This is a genomic window from Flagellimonas ulvae (genome assembly GCF_049333175.1).
In the GTDB taxonomy this organism is placed as follows: Bacteria; Bacteroidota; Bacteroidia; order Flavobacteriales; family Flavobacteriaceae; genus Flagellimonas.
Map to the genome: position 1 here is coordinate 3,409,962 of NZ_CP186325.1, position 16,833 is coordinate 3,426,794.

The 16,833-nt window shown below is 39.0% G+C and carries 19 protein-coding genes; 16 read left to right on the forward strand and 3 right to left on the reverse strand.

What is annotated here, in order from left to right:
- Positions 1 to 4: 4 nt before the first annotated feature.
- Together ACOKFD_RS15890 and dinB are read right to left on the reverse strand one after the other, a co-directional pair.
- Positions 5 to 3,022: a DNA polymerase III subunit alpha gene (locus ACOKFD_RS15890; protein WP_422858817.1), complete on the reverse strand. Its 3,018-nt coding sequence runs from the start codon at positions 3,020 to 3,022 to the stop codon at positions 5 to 7.
- Positions 3,023 to 3,102: 80 nt separating this feature from the next.
- Positions 3,103 to 4,317, reverse strand: coding sequence for a DNA polymerase IV (gene dinB / locus ACOKFD_RS15895; protein WP_422858818.1), 1,215 nt, complete (start codon positions 4,315 to 4,317; stop codon positions 3,103 to 3,105).
- 212 nt (positions 4,318 to 4,529) lie between these two features.
- Between dinB and ACOKFD_RS15900 the strand changes: the two genes are divergently transcribed.
- The gene (locus tag ACOKFD_RS15900; RefSeq protein ID WP_422858819.1) at positions 4,530 to 5,087 is read left to right on the forward strand and encodes a nitroreductase family protein; all 558 of its coding nucleotides are present in this window, start codon (positions 4,530 to 4,532) and stop codon (positions 5,085 to 5,087) included.
- Here ACOKFD_RS15900 and ACOKFD_RS15905 read toward each other — a convergent pair.
- The gene (locus ACOKFD_RS15905) at positions 5,084 to 5,596 is read right to left on the reverse strand and encodes a DUF456 domain-containing protein (protein ID WP_422858820.1); all 513 of its coding nucleotides are present in this window, start codon (positions 5,594 to 5,596) and stop codon (positions 5,084 to 5,086) included. The genes ACOKFD_RS15900 and ACOKFD_RS15905 overlap by 4 nt on opposite strands.
- A 96-nt stretch (positions 5,597 to 5,692) precedes the next feature.
- On the opposite strand from ACOKFD_RS15905, the gene ACOKFD_RS15910 reads away from it, so the two are divergent.
- The 15 genes from ACOKFD_RS15910 to ACOKFD_RS15980 all read left to right on the forward strand — a co-directional run bounded on the left by ACOKFD_RS15910 (position 5,693) and on the right by ACOKFD_RS15980 (position 16,833).
- Positions 5,693 to 6,187 (forward strand): hypothetical protein, encoded by a 495-nt coding sequence (locus tag ACOKFD_RS15910; protein WP_422858821.1) that lies wholly within the window; start codon positions 5,693 to 5,695, stop codon positions 6,185 to 6,187.
- A 4-nt stretch (positions 6,188 to 6,191) separates the two neighbouring features.
- Positions 6,192 to 6,749, forward strand: a complete 558-nt coding sequence (gene ruvC / locus ACOKFD_RS15915) for a crossover junction endodeoxyribonuclease RuvC (RefSeq protein ID WP_422858822.1) — start codon at positions 6,192 to 6,194, stop codon at positions 6,747 to 6,749.
- 49 nt (positions 6,750 to 6,798) lie between these two features.
- Positions 6,799 to 7,155 (forward strand): four helix bundle protein, encoded by a 357-nt coding sequence (locus ACOKFD_RS15920; RefSeq protein ID WP_422858823.1) that lies wholly within the window; start codon positions 6,799 to 6,801, stop codon positions 7,153 to 7,155.
- 49 nt (positions 7,156 to 7,204) lie between these two features.
- Positions 7,205 to 8,341 (forward strand): radical SAM family heme chaperone HemW, encoded by a 1,137-nt coding sequence (gene hemW, locus ACOKFD_RS15925; RefSeq protein WP_422858824.1) that lies wholly within the window; start codon positions 7,205 to 7,207, stop codon positions 8,339 to 8,341.
- Positions 8,338 to 9,084 carry a cyclase family protein gene (locus ACOKFD_RS15930; protein ID WP_422858825.1) on the forward strand — a complete coding sequence of 249 codons (747 nt, stop codon included), beginning with the start codon at positions 8,338 to 8,340 and terminating at the stop codon, positions 9,082 to 9,084. Before hemW ends, ACOKFD_RS15930 begins: the two co-directional genes overlap by 4 nt.
- 2 nt (positions 9,085 to 9,086) lie before the next feature.
- Positions 9,087 to 9,449, forward strand: coding sequence for a DUF4260 domain-containing protein (locus ACOKFD_RS15935; RefSeq protein WP_422858826.1), 363 nt, complete (start codon positions 9,087 to 9,089; stop codon positions 9,447 to 9,449).
- On the forward strand, positions 9,442 to 10,077 hold the full coding sequence (locus tag ACOKFD_RS15940) for a DUF4230 domain-containing protein (RefSeq protein WP_422858827.1): 636 nt from the start codon (positions 9,442 to 9,444) through the stop codon (positions 10,075 to 10,077). Before ACOKFD_RS15935 ends, ACOKFD_RS15940 begins: the two co-directional genes overlap by 8 nt.
- A complete protein-coding gene (locus tag ACOKFD_RS15945; RefSeq protein ID WP_422858828.1) occupies positions 10,074 to 10,475 on the forward strand; it encodes a Dabb family protein in 402 nt (133 codons plus the stop codon). Before ACOKFD_RS15940 ends, ACOKFD_RS15945 begins: the two co-directional genes overlap by 4 nt.
- Positions 10,475 to 10,834: an MmcQ/YjbR family DNA-binding protein gene (locus ACOKFD_RS15950; RefSeq protein WP_422858829.1), complete on the forward strand. Its 360-nt coding sequence runs from the start codon at positions 10,475 to 10,477 to the stop codon at positions 10,832 to 10,834. Before ACOKFD_RS15945 ends, ACOKFD_RS15950 begins: the two co-directional genes overlap by 1 nt.
- A 110-nt stretch (positions 10,835 to 10,944) precedes the next feature.
- Complete coding sequence (locus ACOKFD_RS15955) at positions 10,945 to 11,343, forward strand: response regulator (protein WP_298994731.1); 399 nt, start codon at positions 10,945 to 10,947, stop codon at positions 11,341 to 11,343.
- 77 nt (positions 11,344 to 11,420) lie between these two features.
- On the forward strand, positions 11,421 to 11,963 hold the full coding sequence (locus tag ACOKFD_RS15960; protein WP_422858830.1) for a heme NO-binding domain-containing protein: 543 nt from the start codon (positions 11,421 to 11,423) through the stop codon (positions 11,961 to 11,963).
- Positions 11,956 to 14,340, forward strand: coding sequence for a PAS domain S-box protein (locus ACOKFD_RS15965; RefSeq protein WP_422858831.1), 2,385 nt, complete (start codon positions 11,956 to 11,958; stop codon positions 14,338 to 14,340). The genes ACOKFD_RS15960 and ACOKFD_RS15965 overlap by 8 nt, the downstream gene beginning before the upstream one ends.
- Complete coding sequence (locus ACOKFD_RS15970; protein WP_422858832.1) at positions 14,337 to 15,464, forward strand: FIST signal transduction protein; 1,128 nt, start codon at positions 14,337 to 14,339, stop codon at positions 15,462 to 15,464. The genes ACOKFD_RS15965 and ACOKFD_RS15970 overlap by 4 nt, the downstream gene beginning before the upstream one ends.
- Positions 15,465 to 16,532 carry a sensor histidine kinase gene (locus tag ACOKFD_RS15975; protein WP_422858833.1) on the forward strand — a complete coding sequence of 356 codons (1,068 nt, stop codon included), beginning with the start codon at positions 15,465 to 15,467 and terminating at the stop codon, positions 16,530 to 16,532.
- On the forward strand, positions 16,513 to 16,833 hold the full coding sequence (locus ACOKFD_RS15980) for an Hpt domain-containing protein (protein ID WP_422858834.1): 321 nt from the start codon (positions 16,513 to 16,515) through the stop codon (positions 16,831 to 16,833). Before ACOKFD_RS15975 ends, ACOKFD_RS15980 begins: the two co-directional genes overlap by 20 nt.

The following is a 16,833-nucleotide window of genomic DNA, read 5'->3' on the forward strand; positions in this document are numbered from 1 at the left end:
GATATCATTCCTTAAGCTCGCTGTTTGATTTTGTGTTAAACAGCTTTTTGCTGGTCTTCATATCGGCATAGCGGGGGTCTGGTATATAATCCTCTTTCTTCATTTTTATTACTTCAATGCTCAGAAATCCAAACTCTTCCACGACTTTACCATAAAAACGATAGATTCCCTTCCCCCTGAAATAATATTTGGCTGCCACAGGAGGGAAGAGTACAGTATCAAATACTTCCCCATGCTGATCTACCAGAGTAGCAAAGTGCATCCGCTTTCCAGTGTGCGTGCTTGTATTTTTTACAGTCACCAAATAGCCGTAAATGTCGATGTGTTTGTTCAGATAGTGTTGCAAATCACGTTGCCCGTTGGAGTTTTTAGGAGGCTGTGCCAACAAATCGAAAGGACTGCACAAACAAAACCCCAAAAGCTCCAATTGCTCAAAAGCGGTTTCCAAACTCGTTGTATTCAGTTGGGGAATCTGAAATTTTCGATGCTTAGGTGGAAATAATTTAGGATGCTCCAGACGGTCATTTTTGGATAGCATCAAATGGGTTTTCCACAGCAGTTCATGTTTGTTGACACCTGTAAATCGAAAAGCATCAATGCGAATCAGAATGGAAAGTTGTTCCACAGAAATAAAAACCCGGTCCAAAAAATCTTCCAGTGAACCGAAGTTCCCATTATGGAATCGTTCAAGGATGATGCGTTCCATGACCCGTTTTTCCAAATCACGCAGATACATCATGCCCAAATAAATATGCTTCCCTTCAATCCGATTTATAGCCATACTATTATTGATACAAGGGGGATGTATTGTAGCTCCCAACATTCGGGCATCATGGATATAGAATTCGGAGCGATAAAAACCACCACCGTTGTTGAGCACGGCCACCATATATTCCAAGGGGAAGTAGGCTCTGAGAAACAAGCTCTGATAGCTTTCCACAGCATAGGAGGCCGAATGGCCCTTAGCAAAAGCATAGCCTGCAAAACTGGCCACTTGGTTCCAAATCTCAAAAATCAAGGTGTCGGGATACTCTTTTTTTCTGCAGTTGGAAATGAATTTGTCCTTTACCTTCTGGAATTCTTCACGGGAACGAAATTTTCCGCTCATCCCCCGACGTAGCACATCGGCTTCCCCTAAATCTAAATCAGCAAAATGGTGGGCTACTTTGATGACATCTTCTTGATACACCATTACGCCATAGGTGTCGGGCATAATATCCAACATCACAGGATGTGCTTTTTCTTCGGCACGACCTTCGTTTCGATGTCTTAAAATGTATTCCCGCATCATGCCACTTTTGGCGACCCCCGGACGAATGATGGAACTCGCCGCAACCAATCCGAGGTAATTGTCGACTTCCAATTTTTTGAGTAACATCCGCATTGCAGGGGATTCCACATAAAAACATCCCATGCACTGTGCCGTTTTGATGAGATTGTTAATTAATATGTCCCTTTTAAAGCCCTTGATGTTATGGATATCAATCTGTTCAAATTTTTCAGGTTGATTGTAGGCGACTATCTCTAAAGCTTCTTTGATTTTACCCAATCCTCTTTGTCCCAAAATGTCAAATTTGTATAGCCCCACATCTTCAGCAATCACCATGTCGTACTGTGTGGTAGGGAATCCTTTTGGGGGAAGATGTGTGGCAGAAAACCAATGCAATGGTTTTTCACTGATGAGAATACCACCTGCATGAATGCTTAAATAATTGGGTTTTCCTTTGAGGAGTCTACCATATTTAAGAACAAGTTTGGAGACCTCATCCAGTTTTGAAGGGTTGTAGCGTCCCTCAATCAAAACATCAATTTCTTGTGGAGGAAGTCCAAATACCTTTCCCAATTCACGGATAACACCTCGCTCTTTAAAAGTGACATAGGTGCCCAAAAGTGCTACATGATTAAATCGGTCAAAAATATATTGGGTCATGGTAGGACGGTCTTTCCAAGAAAAATCAATATCAAAATCGGGGGGATTGGCACGATATAGATTAATGAAGCGCTCAAAATAGAGGTCCAACTCCATGGGGTCTACGTCGGTAATTCGCAGCAAGTAGGCCACAATACTGTTGGCGCCGCTCCCTCTACCGATATAATAAAAACCCCTGCGGTGCGCTTCTGAAACAATGTCCCAGTTGATTAGGAAATAGGAAACGAATCCCATTTTTTTGATGAGTTCCAGCTCTTTTTTTAAGCGGCTCTTTATGGGAGGACTCATTTTTTCGTAGCGATAGGGAAGTCCTTCGTAGCATAGTTTTTCTATCAATTTTTCATCTTCTTCAATACTGCCTGTGTAGCTTTTCAAGTTCTGGGGCTTTCGTCCTTTTGAAAAGTCAAAATGGATGCTGCATTGATTCAATAGGCGTTCTGTATTTTCCAAAATGAAGGGGTATTCGGAAAAAGCAGTTGCCAAATTTTGAATGGGATACATTTTTTCATCTTCCTCTGCTTCCTCTTCTTTTGCAAGTTTGCTCAACAGTACGTTGTTGTCAATGGCTCGCAACAAGCGATGGGCATTGAAATCTTGTTTGTTTCTAAAGGTAACTGGTTGTTGTACCACCAGCTTATCCTTGAACTCCATCAATCCAGAGAAAGGAAGTTTTCGAAGATTGTTTAGGGAAATACCGATGAATTCATTGTCCTCAAAATCTTGAAATTCATTCAAAAGGACTTGTTCAAAAGGATATATCACAAAGGCTTCTTTGAAAATGGGGGCTTTTGTAGGAATCTTTAATTCATGGTGGAGGTGATGGGATAAAAAATCATTGAGTTCCAAATAGCCTTTGTTATTTTTGGCGATTCCCACAAAACAGGGTTGTACACCATTCCTAAAATCGATACCAAGTATGGGGCAAACGTTAAATTCGGGAGCCTTTCGAACAAAATTCAGACAAGCGGAGGTGTTATTGATATCCGTAAGCACCAATTGGGTCACATGGTTTTGTTGGGCCAATTGTAACAATTCAATTTCGGAGAAAGTTCCGAAACGCATGCTGTAATATGTGTGACAGTTTAGATACAATGATTAATTGCCAATTATCAGTTTTCAATTAGTTTTATTCATTGCCCATTGCCCATTGCCCATTGCCCATTGCCCATTGCTCATTGTTTACGGTGTGCCAAAACCACCGGGGGCAACCCATTAAAAGGATTGTGCATTCTGCCAATGGTTTTTGCTCCCATAGTCGATGCCCTAAAAACACTTCGGTCGCCAAAACGCTTTCGCACATAATCCATGGCTTGGTAAAGATTCAGGGTTTCTTCGGTATCCTCGAATAGGTTGATTTGATAATTTCCCGATACAAGGTGGCTAAACCGAATACCGACCAAGCGCACCAACATTCTTTTATTGTACAGACTTTGAAACAATTCCAGAATCTTGGAGATAAGTACATGGTCTGCACTGGTATAGGGAATTCGTAATTGCTTGGAATAGGTATTGAAATCCGAATACCTAATCTTCACTGCAATGCAAGCGGTGAGCTTATCACCTCGACGAAGCTGGTAGGCCAAGTTCTCTGTCATTGCAATCAATATGCCTTTGAGTTTGTTTACATCAATGGTATCCCTATCAAAAGTACGTTCGGTGGATATGGACTTACGGTCGTGGAAGGGAATGACCGGAGTATGGTCTATGCCATTGGCACGTTTCCATATTACAGCTCCGTTGGCCCCTAAAACCCTTTGCATGATATCCATGGGCATTTCTTGTATGGTTTGCACCTTGCGTATGCCCAAGTTTCTGAGTGTTTGATAGGTTTTATCCCCCACCATGGGAATTTTTTTAATGGATAGTGGGGCTAGAAAAGGTTTTTCGCGGCCAAAATCTATCTTGAGCTGGTTATTGGGTTTGGCCTCATTGGTCGCGACTTTGGACACCACTTTATTGACAGATAGTCCAAATGAGATGGGCAGTCCGGTTTCATGAATGATTCTTTTTCGCATTTCCGAAGCATATCGATAGCACCCAAAAAAGCGGTCCATTCCGGATAAATCAGCATAAAACTCATCAATACTCGATTTTTCAAAAAGCGGAACATGCTCTTTGATGATTTCAGTCACCACATCGGAATACTTACTATAAGTACCTGCGTTACCACGTATGACTACGGCCTCTGGACAAAGTTCTTTGGCCATTTTCATGGGCATTCCAGAGTGTATGCCAAACCCCCGTGTTTCGTAACTACAGGCAGCCACTACGCCGCGGTCGCTAGTGCCGCCCACCAATAGGGGCTTATTTTTAAGCTCCGTATTGATAATACGTTCCACGGACACATAAAATGTATCCAAATCCAAATGTAGAATGGTCTTTTTCATTGTTTAGTTGAAGGGAAGCAATATAGGAATTATTCCATAATTATGGATATAATCCATTAAATATAAAACGGATTTACGGTGAAGCGTCGTTTTTCAAAAAACCTTTATATCTTTGAACCGTTGTGTTGTGATGCATCTATTGATGCAGATCATTGAAAGGCTTTCCTTATGGGAGGCTTTTTTTGTTAGTACCTTTGTGTAAAAGATTATCCATGGACATTTTTGAACTCATCCAGAAGCGAAGAAGCATATTTCCAGTTCAGTATAACGATACACCAATTGAAAAAGAAACCATAGCCAAGATTTTAGAAGCTGCCAATTGGGCACCTACCCACAGAAAGACCGAACCTTGGAGGTTTAAGGTACTGCAAGGTGAGAAAAAGAAAGCTTTGGGTGTTTTTCTTTCCGAAAAATATCAAGAGGTCGATTCTAAACCCAAGCAAATAAAAATAAAAAAGCTTCAAGAGAATCCAGCTCGCTCCGCAGCGGTAATTGCTATTTGTATGCAGCGAGACCCGGACGAGAGCCTGCCAGAATGGGAAGAATTGGCAGCTACGGCCATGGCAGTACAAAATATGTGGTTATGCTGCACGGAATTGGGGATTGGATCCTATTGGAGTTCCCCTAGCTTGATTAAGTACATGGGGGAGTTTTTTAATTTGAACGAAGGTGAAAGATGTCTCGGATTTTTCTATATGGGCCACTATGATGAAACAATTGATTCATCACCTAGGAAGCCAATTGAAGAAAAAGTGGAGTGGTTCGACTAGGAGAAGGTAAAAATCTCTCCGGAATATTCAACCGCTTTCCAGATAAAGAGTCCAAAATAAATTACCGCAATCAGGAACTTTAGAAAAGTGCCGGTCAAAAACCCAATAAAAGAACCAAACGCCGCTTTTAAAGCTGTTTTGTTATCAGATTTGTTGGAAAGTTCGCCTACAAGGGCCCCAACAAAAGGCCAAATGATAATCCCAAAAGGCCCTAGGATTGGAAAAAATATAGCTATAAGTAATCCAATAATACTGCCCCACATTCCAGCTTTGCTGCCTCCAAATTTTTTGGTGCCTGCCGCTGGAATGACATAGTCCAAAACGGTTACCGTTAATGCTATTACTAGAGTGATGCTTAGTAACCACCAATCGTCAGGAACTGCCTTGGTAAGATACAAAAGCAAAAGCCCTACCCAACTCAACGGCGGGCCTGGAAGAACAGGCAAAAAGCTGCCGAGAATTCCAATCAGCATCAAAACAAAACCAAGAACCAGTAAAACAATATCCATCTTTAGGGTTTATTGGATAAGACAAAGTTAGGGTCAAAATGTTACATTAACTATCAATACTAAATTGTAGAATAAATATTTAAAATTGTAATTTCGATGAAATTTGAAAGGCACATGCGGAAGTTGATATGGATATCATTTTTGGGGTTGTTTGCTGCCTGCGAACTGTTTGTTTCCAAAGAGGAAGCCACCCAAAAGTTGGTTCAAGAAGAGCTTTTGCAAATAGATTGGGACGATGTAGATCAATATCCCCTTTTCGATGCCTGTAGAGAGGACCTTTCCAAACCCGAACAACGCGCCTGTTTTGAGGATACGATGATAACCCAATTGGGCAAAGCTTTGGAAGATTTAGAGTTTGAAGTTGAAAATGATTTAAACGATACGGTATTAATTGACTTTCTGATTGATGAACATGGATTCATCACCATTCAAAATGTAGAGGAAAAAGCTAGTGTTCTGAATGAAATCGAAAATTTTAACTCGGAAGTTACCCAAAGATTAAATGATTTGACAACAGTAGCTCCAGCTATAAAAAGAGGCATCCCGGTCAGCGTACGTTTTAGGTTGCCAATTGTACTTAACACCCAATGAACCATTGAGCAAGGAAAAAATCATTTTGGGGATTGACCCTGGTACTACGGTCATGGGGTTTGGCATTATCAAGGTCATCAACAAACAAATGCATTTTGTGCAGATGAACGAGTTGATGCTGAGGAAGTACGATGACCCATACATAAAGCTGAAGCTAATTTTTGAGAGAACCATAGAGTTAATAGATACGTTCCATCCTGATGAGATTGCCATTGAAGCCCCTTTTTATGGGAAAAATGTACAATCCATGCTAAAGTTAGGAAGGGCCCAAGGCGTAGCTATGGCTGCTGGTCTCTCTAGACAGATTCCCATTACCGAATACATGCCCAAAAAAATAAAAATGGCTATCACTGGAAATGGAAACGCCAGTAAGGAGCAGGTAGCCAAAATGCTCCAGGGACTTTTGAAGCTAAAAACCTTGCCTAAAAATTTGGACAGTACTGATGGATTGGCCGCTGCAGTTTGTCATTTTTACAATGAGGGAAGGGTTGAGGTTGGAAAACACTATACGGGATGGGCCGCTTTTGTGAAGCAAAACGAAAATAAGATCAATAAACAGTAAGCAATAAATGTATAACGATTAGTCCTAAATCAAATCTAACCTACTTAAAATGAATAAAGACAATCCTCTTTTGTGCAAATCTTATGACTTTGCACTAAAAATTATTCAACTCTACAAAAAGCTTAATAAAGAAAAAAGAGAATATATTTTATCTAAACAATTGTTACGTTCAGGTACTTCTATAGGCGCAAATATTTCAGAAGCTAATGGGGCTATTTCTAAAGCAGATTTTTCGGCGAAGATTTCAATTTCTTATAAAGAAAGTTTGGAAACAAAATATTGGCTCTCTCTTTTAAAAGATAGCAATTATCTAGATTTTGAAGAAGCTAATCGGCTAATTGAAAATGCAGATGAACTTTCAAAAATTATGTTTTCTATTCTAAAGACCACTCGAATAGGAAAATAACTAGTATTAATTCTTAATTGTACATTGCATATTGCTAATTGACCATTGAGTGAGCGGTATCTATATCCATATTCCCTTTTGTAAGCAAGCATGCCACTATTGTGATTTTCATTTTTCCACACAATTGAAAGTAAAGGAAAATATGCTGAATGCTCTTGCTCGTGAGTTGGAATTACGAAAGGAGGAATTGGGTGAAGAAACAATCGAGACAATTTATTTTGGCGGAGGAACACCTTCACTCTTGTCCGCCGACAAACTTAATGACTTAATACATTCTGTTTATAAGCATTTCGAAGTGATAGATAATCCTGAAATCACTTTGGAGGCCAATCCAGATGATTTATCAAAATCAGTTTTGAAGGATTTGGCAGAAAGTCCGATTAATCGCTTAAGTATAGGAATCCAATCTTTTTTTGAGGAAGATTTAAAGCTGATGAACAGAGCTCACAATGCCACACAAGCTATCGAATGCCTTGTGGAGGCAAAGAAATATTTCAACAATATGTCCATTGACTTGATTTATGGAATTCCAGGAATGGACGATAAGCGTTGGAAGGAAAACATTCAAAAAGCTTTGGATTTGGAATTACCACATATATCATCTTATGCTTTGACTGTTGAGCCCAAAACAGCTTTAAAGAAATTCATAGAAAAGGGGTTGGTTCCTAATGTGGACGATGAACAGGCAGAAGAACAATTTCATATTCTTTTAGAAACATTGGAGGGCGAAGGTTATGTCAATTATGAAATATCCAACTTTGGCAAGCTGGATTATTTCTCCAAAAACAATTCTTCCTATTGGCAGGGAAAATCGTATTTGGGAATTGGGCCCTCGGCTCATTCCTTTAATGGGACCACACGAAGCTGGAACATTAGAAACAATATCAAGTACATTAAAGCCATCGAAGAAAACAAATTGCCCATTGAAAGAGAAGAACTTTCGGTAACGGACCAATACAATGAATATGTAATGACGGGTCTGAGAACTATATGGGGTGTTTCTCTTGAAAAAGTTGAACGTGATTTTGGAAAACAACACTTGGAATACCTTCAGATGCAGTCTGATAAATATATTAATGAGCACTTTTTATATCTAGATGGAGAAAGGATGTTGGTTACCAAAAAAGGGAAGTTTTTGGCCGATGGAATTGCTTCGGACCTATTTATGGTTAATTTGGTAACATGATTGCCACAATTACACAAGGCTCTACCCAGTATCAAATCGATTTAGCAAATCCTATTGACATTTCCATTCCGCTTGTTGGCGGTAAGGACAATGTAAATGCATGGTATTTGGAACCACCAGTGATTGAACCGGTCAAAACTGAGGGATTCATTGGAAAAGTTGCTGAAGGTGGGAATGTCAACTTCAATATGGTATATTTTAATCCGCATTCGCATGTGACCCATACCGAGTGTTCGGGTCATATTACCAAAGAGGTGTATTCCGTGAACCAGCAATTGAACAAATACTTTTTTTTCGCCAAGTTGATAACTGTGGCTCCTGAAAAAAGGGGAGACGATTTTGTGATTTCCGAAAAGCAATTGGAATATGCCTTGAGCCATGGTAAAACTGAAGCCTTGGCCATTAGAACTATTCCAAATATGACATCCAAAAAAGCCAAGGATTATTCCGATACAAATCCACCGTATTTCTCTGAAAAGGCTATCCGTTTTTTGGTAAATCATGGAGTAAAACACCTTCTGGTGGACCTTCCTTCGGTGGATAAAGAGAGGGATGGAGGACAGCTTGCATCACACAAGGCATTTTGGAACATCGGAACGAAGGAACGTTCAGATGCTACAATAACCGAGTTGATTTATGTACCAAATACTGTTAAAGATGGAATGTATGCGCTTAATTTACAAGTAGCACCTTTTGAGAATGATGCAGCTCCGAGTAGGCCTGTTCTATATAAAATTTTGTAGACATGAAAATTGTATTGAAACTAGAAGAGTTTATGATGTTCCTTCTCGGGTTCTTTCTTTTCATGCAAATGGATTTGCCTTGGTGGTGGTTCTTTGCTTTGTTATTGGCACCAGATATTGGAATGCTTGGTTATATTTTTGGAATTAAAGTAGGCGCGTTTACCTATAACATTTTTCATCATAGAGGATTGGCCATACTTCTATATTTTATTGGAGTGAGCTATTTATACGTTCCAGAAACGGAACTCGTGGGAATTATTTTATTTTCACATATCGCAATGGACAGGATGTTCGGTTATGGCCTTAAGTATGAAAAAGGATTTAAGTTTACCCATCTTGGGGAAATAGGAAAAAAGCATGGATAGTCTTTTTGATTCAATTTTAGGATTAATTCTTGGGGGTGTCTTGGTGTACTGGTTGTTTTCTTTGTTCCGAAAAAAACAGAACAAGGAGCTTACTGAAAAGCAATCCACAGTTTTGTTGGATAAGATTAAAAGTGTTTGCAAATTGGTTTCTGTAGAAGGTGATTTTGCTGAAATCTATCATTACGAAAATACCAAGGAAGGGTTTATGAGTTTGCTCAGCAGTAAGAAAAAAGCGCTTGTTGTTGTAAAGGCAAAAGCTCATATAGGCTACGACCTCAAAAAGTTGAAACTATCCGCCAACAATGAGAAGAAGAAAATTATATTGAACGATTTTCCAGAACCCGAAGTATTGTCGATAGAACCAGACCTTCAATTCTACGATATTAAAAATGGACTCTTTAATAGCTTTTCACCAGATGACCTTACCAAGCTGAATGTGGAGGCGAAAGAGCATATTAAACAAAAGATACCGGATAGCGGTTTAATGGACACTGCTAAGAAAGAAGTCTTGCAAGCCGTGCTTGTGGTGGAGAAAATTGTGGAGACTATAGGTTGGACATTGGATTATTCGGCATTGGAAATTACAACTGATGATATACAACTATTAAAAGAACAAGAGACACCATGAAGACAAGAATCATTATACTCCTTTTTCTGGGCTTTCTTTGCAATGAGACTTTTTCTCAAAACAAAGAGGATTTGAAAACCTTTGACCCCGCATTTGCCCATACCGTATATTTTTGGTTTAAAAACCCAGATGACGCCGATGGGAGGACTAAATTTGAAGCTTCCTTGAAGAAATTTTTAAGAGATTCTAAATTTGCAAAAACCAATTTTATAGGTGTGCCTCCAAAATCCACTAGGGAAGTAGTGGATGATTCGTTTACGTATTCACTTATTGTAACGTTTGATTCTGCAGAATCTCAAGAAGGATATCAGAAGGAAGATGCGCACTTGCTATTCATTGAAGAATGCAAGGATTTATGGGACAAAGTTGTGGTCTATGATTCATATGGTCTCAAGTAATGAATGTAGAATTGTTTAGAAGCTATTGTTTAAATAAAAAGGGAGTTACAGAAGAGTTTCCTTTTGATGAATCTACTTTGGTCTTTAAAGTGATGGGCAAGATGTTTGCCTTGGTTGCTTTGGAAAGGCTTCCGCCCCAATGCAACTTAAAATGCGACCCAGATAGGGCCTTGGAATTACGAGAGGAATATGATGGGTTTATTATTCCAGGGTATCACATGAGCAAAAAACATTGGAATACTTTATTGCTGGATAGTCTTCCTCCAAATTTAATTATTGAACTTATAGACCATTCTTATGACCTTGTGGTTTCCAAACTTCCCAAAACAATTCGGGAACAAATGCAGAACCTGACCTAATAACTCATCGAAGGGTTTCTACCATTCGTCGATAGTTTTATTTGGGTTAACCTTTTTGTAGTCTTTTTCTTAACTTTATTTCAAACATTTGTAACCTAAAGAAAAGTACCATGAATGTTCTGTTCATAGAAGACGACATGATCGAGACCATGAAAATGCAAAGGGCTATCTCTAAGTTTCAATCCAAGCATAAGATAATTGAAGCTAAAAATGGCGAAGAAGCCCTGGATATTTTAAAGCAAGGTAATATCCCAGATATTATTTTGTTGGATTTGAACATGCCACGTATGAGCGGAATTGAATTCCTTTCTATTTTAAAAGCGGATGAAAAGTTGAAATACTTGCCCACTATAATATTAAGCACGTCCGAAAATCGGGTCGATTTATTAAAATGCTTCGAGATTGGTATAGCAGGCTACATAATCAAGCCACTGAAATATGAAGACTACGAAGCAAAACTAAAACGTGTTTTTGAGTACTGGGAAATCAGTGAATTGATCAAAGCCTAACAAAAAACCGCATTTCACAACATTCTTTTTAGACTAAGTAGTCCAATTCCTACTTTTAAATCATAATATTCTTTATTATGAAAGGAATTGTATTTACCGAGTTTTTGGAAATGGTGGAATCCACTTTTGGTTTACATGTAGTGGATACCATTATAGAAAACAGTGACCTTCCCTCAAGTGGGGCCTATACCTCGGTGGGCACTTATGATTTTAATGAGATGGTGGCCTTGCTGACAGAATTGAGCAAAGAGACCGATATTTCAATAAACGATTTATTGTATTCTTTTGGGCATTATCTCTTTACAGGTTTGGCTCAAGCCCACCCTGAAGTGGTTTCCAGTTACAAAACCCCACTGGCCCTTCTTTGCTGTATTGAGGACCACATCCATATTCATGTTAAAAAACTGTATCCAGATGCGGAGTTGCCTCAGTTCAAAATCCTTTCCAAAACAGATAGCACGCTAGAAATGATTTACAGTTCTTCACGAGGACTTTATGCCCTTGCACATGGACTCATTGTGAAGACTTTTGAACACTTTGAAAAAATGGTAAAAGTAGAATACAAATTACTTAATGAAAACGGAACAGAGGTCAAATTTGCAATTGTCCAAAATGGATAGAAACGAAGCTTCCATGCTTAAAAGGGCTGTTGAAAGAGAGAGAAAAGCTCGTAAGGCAGCAGAAAACCTTTTGGAACAAAAAGCAAAGGAACTCTATGATGCCTCCCTTCATTTAAGGGAAGCCAATGGGCGCTTGGAAACATTATTAAATAAGCAACAGGGCAATTCCATAAACAGTGATTTTATAAACATCATTGACCCTTATGTGGTTATGGGATTGGACACCAAGGTCATTAATATGAATACTTCTGCCAAGGAGTTTCTAGGTTTTGATCATACAGAGAAGGAGGCCTATCTTTCAGGTTTGGTGCACAAAGACTACTTGGAATATACCGCAGAATCTTTTCAAACCCTACTTCAAGTTGGGGTTTTAAAGAACTACTCCGCAAGAATTTCTGTAAAAGATGGCAAAGAGAAACATGTAACAATCAATGCCAGTCTCATTTATGATAAAGAAGGAAAACCAATAGCTGCCCAAGGAGTAATAAGGGACATTACTCAAGAAATGGAGATAAAAAAAATGCTTCATCAGCAAAAAAAGCAGCAAGATATTATTGTTGAAAATTCACCCTTAGGCATCTTGCTTATAGTCAAAAACAAAATTGTAAAAGCAAACCGCTCTTTCATTGAGCTTTTGGAATATTCCGAGAAAGAGTTAATCAACAAGACTTTAGACCAAATTTCCTCATTGGAGGATAGTAATCTGTATGAGAATCTTACCCAGAACAATAATGGCGAAGACCTAAAGAAATTTGCTATCATCCGAAAGTTCTCTAAGAAAAGTGGAGGAAAACTATTTGGTAAAACCTCAATAAGTTCTATTGTCGATGAAAATGGAGAGGTTACCTATAGCGTAGCCATGATTGAGGATATTACCCAAGAAAAGAAATCGGAGCAGAAACTAAAGGCCTCGGAAGAAAGATTGGCCATACTAATAAAGAATTTACAAACAGGAATCTTGTTAGAGGATGAGAATCGAAAGATTGTTTTGGCCAATCAAAAATTCTGTGATCTTTTTGGAATTCCCGTAGCCCCTGAAAAATTAAAAGGGGTGGACAGCAAAAAATCAATTCATAAATACAAGCATCTGTTTTCAGAATCTGAAATGGCAATCCGACGTATTGACTATGTTTTGGACAAGAAGGAAGTGGTCACTTCGGATGAGATGGAACTTTTGGATGGAAGGACCTTTGAACGAGACTTCATTCCTCTGTTTAGTAATGGTGAATATCAAGGTCATCTTTGGAGTTATCACGATGTTACCCTACGAAAAAATTATCGAAAAAATCTCGAAGCCCAAAAGGAAAAGTATGGTAGCATAATTGCCAACATGAACCTAGGACTCATAGAAGTAGATGATGATGATAATATTTTGATGGCGAATCAAAGTTTCTGCGACATGGTAGGATACACGCCCATGGAACTCATGGGTAAAAATGCGGTTGAAGTGGTGAACATGGTTGAAGAAGACCGTGAAAAACTGAAGATTCATAATAGAAAAAGGAAGCAAGGTATATCGGACTCTTACGAAGTAGGAGTGCTGACCAAGACCGGAGAGAAACGTTTTTGGTTGATAAGCGGCGCGCCAAAGTATGATGACTTTGGTAATGTGATTGGGTCTATTGGGATTCACTTGGACATCACCGAACAAAAAAACCTCGAGCTTCAAAAAGAAAGCCTTTTGGAAGAATTGGAAGCCAGTAATAAAGGACTTCAAGAATATGCACATATTGTCTCCCATGACCTAAAATCTCCCTTGCGTAGCGTAAGCGCCCTGGCAACTTGGCTTTATGAAGATTATAAGGACAAATTGGATGAAACTGGCAGCTATAATCTAAAAATGATGCAGGAGAAAATAGAGGGTATGGATAAGCTGATTACTGGGATTCTTAAATATTCTACGGTCAATAATGATGTGTTTGACAATACTGACGTGGATGTCAATGAGGTCATCAAAGAAATATCTGAGATAATCTATATTCCTGAAAACGTCACCATCAATATTGCCCAAAAATTACCCATAATCAAGGCTGACAGAACCAAAGTTCACCAGTTGTTTCAAAACTTTTTGAGCAACGCAGCAGTAAACATAGACAAACCGAAAGGCATCATCGAGATTGATTGTAAAGAGACGGATACACACTGGGAATTTAGTGTAAAGGATAATGGTGTGGGTATTCCTGAAGAATATCATGAGAAAATATTCCAGATTTTCCAATCCATAGGAAATCATGAACGCTCTACGGGCATTGGTCTTTCCATAGTTAAAAAAATAATAGATAGGTATGATGGTAAAGTGTGGCTCGATAGTGAGATTGGAAAGGGAACCACATTCTACTTCACCTTGGCAAAAAATCCAAAAAATCACAAAAAATGAAAATACAACAGGCCATAAAAACAGCTGATTCCGGTTGGCGTTTTACCCAAAAAGAGGAGGTCAATTCTCCTTTGGTTCTGATATTTGGCGACCGTAGCATGTTGGAAGATGAAAATATATATGAAGAGGTGAGGCAAATGTACCCCAACGGAAATTTAGTATTTGGATCCACCTCTGGTGAGATTCTTTCTACTAACGTTTATGAAAATAGCATAACCCTAACGGCCATTGAATTTGAGAAGACAACCTTTGAAGTGGTCAATAAGAATGTTTCGGATTATACCGGCATTCAAGAGATGGGAGAATCAATAACTGAGCAATTTGACAAAGAAAAACTTCAACACATGTTTGTGGTTTCAGATGGAAGTTTTGTCAATGGAAGTGGACTGATCAAGGGATTGGAAAATTCAAAAGACTTTCAAGCTTCAATTACTGGAGGACTTTGTGGAGACGGTGCACGTTTTGAAAAAACTTTGGCTTCATACAATGAAAATCCAAAACAAGGAGAAGTTATTGCCGTCGGCTTTTATGGTTCGGATTTAGAAGTTTCCTATGCCAACTATGGAGGGTGGACCCCTTTTGGTCCAGAACGGATAATCACAAAATCTGAAGGGAATATACTTTATGAGATTGATGGCAAACCTGCACTGGATTTATACAAAAAATATCTAGGTGATAAGGCCGAACAATTGCCACAAGCAGCGCTTCTGTATCCATTGACCGTGCAGGATAAACCAGGTTCAGAACCTTTGGTACGGACAATACTCACCATAGATGAAGAAAAAAATTCCATGGTTTTGGCGGGAGATGTTCCGGTAAATTCAAAGGTTCAGCTCATGATGTCCACTGTAGATGACATAGCACAAGGTGCAGCAAAAGCAGCATGTATGGCCATGAAGCAACGAAAAAAAGAACCCGAGTTGGCGCTTTTGGTCAGTTGCGTGGGAAGAAAGTTGGTAATGGACCAGCGAACCGAAGAGGAAATTGAAGAAGTCGCTGAGGTAATCGGACCGGACGCTAAGATTGCCGGATTTTATTCATATGGAGAAATGGCACCCTTTACCGGAAGCAACCAATGCCAGTTGCACAACCAAACCATGACGTTAACATTATTGAGCGAATAAATGCACTCTTTGTTAAAAAGACAAATACGAAAACACCTACCTGAGGATTTAAAGGAGAATCCTGCCTTGGATGCACTTTTCAATGCAATTAGCAATTCGTATTCCAATTTTGACGAAAAAATTACCATGATTCAACGGGCTACTTCGTTGAGCTCACTTGAGCTTTTTGAAGCAAACGAACGGTTGAACAAAGAAGCGGAAACCCAAAGAAAAGTATTAAAATCATTGAGCAAGGCCGTTGCAGATGTACAACACCAAAATGGTAGCGACAGTGCTACGAGTTTTGACCCGTTAAAGCTAGTTGAGGATATAGAGGAACAAGCACAAAAGCTGGTTACTATTACTGCGGAAAAAGATGTGTTACTGCAAAATCTGGAGCAGCAAAATGAATCGCTGAACAACTATGCCCATATGGTATCCCACGATTTAAAATCACCTATCCGTAATGTACATTCATTGGTGAGTTGGGTTTTTGAAGAAGGCAAAGAGCAGTTCAATACACAGAGTCATGCCAATGTGGATCTCATATTTCAGAACCTAACCAAAATGGATAGCCTCATTGACGGTATTCTTAAACATTCAACCATTGATTCCCTCCAAGAACAACCAGTCTTGGTGGATTTATATGAGCTGGTCGAAGAAATTGAGGATACCATTTATGTTCCGGCATCCGTGCACATCAAGAAGAGCAGAATGCTTCCCAGACTTTACACGGGGAAGTACCGAATGGAACAACTGTTCAAAAATGTAATTACAAATGCGGTGGCCGCGGTAGAAGAAAACAAGTCGGGTCTTATTGTTGTTGATGTGAAGGAAGAAAAGGGAAAATGGATGTTCAGCATTACGGATAACGGTAAAGGAATACCGGAACACCTGCAGGCAGGGATTTTTGACATGTTCCGAAAATTGGAAAATAACTCTGATGCTACGGGTATAGGGTTGGCTTTGGTAAAGAAAATCATTAACTATTATAAAGGAGATATATGGTTGTCCTCTGAAGAAGGCAGTGGAACAACATTTTTCTTCACAATCAATAAAGACTTAGACTATGGAACACCCAAATCTTGATTATATCAAAGAAATTTCTGGAGGGAACGAAGAGTTTGAAAAAAAGTTCTTGAACATCATTCAGACAGAATTCCCAAAAGAAAGAGATGAGTACATGGAGAACTTAGAATCACAAAACCTGGACGAGTCTGCGAAAATTGTGCATAAAATAAAGCACAAACTTGGAATTTTAGGACTTCAAGAAGGGTATAGACTGGCAATAAAATATGAGGAAGACCTAAAGTATGGGGATACCAAATTACAAGGCCAATTCCATGAGATTTTAAATACAGTAGAACAATTTGTATCAAAAATTGCATAA

Coding starts and splice junctions, on each gene's coding strand:
- dinB (WP_422858818.1), bottom strand. CDS start 4,317: ATGAAAAAGACCATTCTACATTTGGATTTGGATACATTTTATGTGTCC.
- ACOKFD_RS15900 (WP_422858819.1), top strand. CDS start 4,530: ATGGACATTTTTGAACTCATCCAGAAGCGAAGAAGCATATTTCCAGTT.
- ACOKFD_RS15905 (WP_422858820.1), bottom strand. CDS start 5,596: ATGGATATTGTTTTACTGGTTCTTGGTTTTGTTTTGATGCTGATTGGA.
- ACOKFD_RS15910 (WP_422858821.1), top strand. CDS start 5,693: ATGAAATTTGAAAGGCACATGCGGAAGTTGATATGGATATCATTTTTG.
- ACOKFD_RS15920 (WP_422858823.1), top strand. CDS start 6,799: ATGAATAAAGACAATCCTCTTTTGTGCAAATCTTATGACTTTGCACTA.
- ACOKFD_RS15930 (WP_422858825.1), top strand. CDS start 8,338: ATGATTGCCACAATTACACAAGGCTCTACCCAGTATCAAATCGATTTA.
- ACOKFD_RS15935 (WP_422858826.1), top strand. CDS start 9,087: ATGAAAATTGTATTGAAACTAGAAGAGTTTATGATGTTCCTTCTCGGG.
- ACOKFD_RS15940 (WP_422858827.1), top strand. CDS start 9,442: ATGGATAGTCTTTTTGATTCAATTTTAGGATTAATTCTTGGGGGTGTC.
- ACOKFD_RS15945 (WP_422858828.1), top strand. CDS start 10,074: ATGAAGACAAGAATCATTATACTCCTTTTTCTGGGCTTTCTTTGCAAT.
- ACOKFD_RS15950 (WP_422858829.1), top strand. CDS start 10,475: ATGAATGTAGAATTGTTTAGAAGCTATTGTTTAAATAAAAAGGGAGTT.
- ACOKFD_RS15955 (WP_298994731.1), top strand. CDS start 10,945: ATGAATGTTCTGTTCATAGAAGACGACATGATCGAGACCATGAAAATG.
- ACOKFD_RS15960 (WP_422858830.1), top strand. CDS start 11,421: ATGAAAGGAATTGTATTTACCGAGTTTTTGGAAATGGTGGAATCCACT.
- ACOKFD_RS15965 (WP_422858831.1), top strand. CDS start 11,956: ATGGATAGAAACGAAGCTTCCATGCTTAAAAGGGCTGTTGAAAGAGAG.
- ACOKFD_RS15970 (WP_422858832.1), top strand. CDS start 14,337: ATGAAAATACAACAGGCCATAAAAACAGCTGATTCCGGTTGGCGTTTT.
- ACOKFD_RS15975 (WP_422858833.1), top strand. CDS start 15,465: ATGCACTCTTTGTTAAAAAGACAAATACGAAAACACCTACCTGAGGAT.
- ACOKFD_RS15980 (WP_422858834.1), top strand. CDS start 16,513: ATGGAACACCCAAATCTTGATTATATCAAAGAAATTTCTGGAGGGAAC.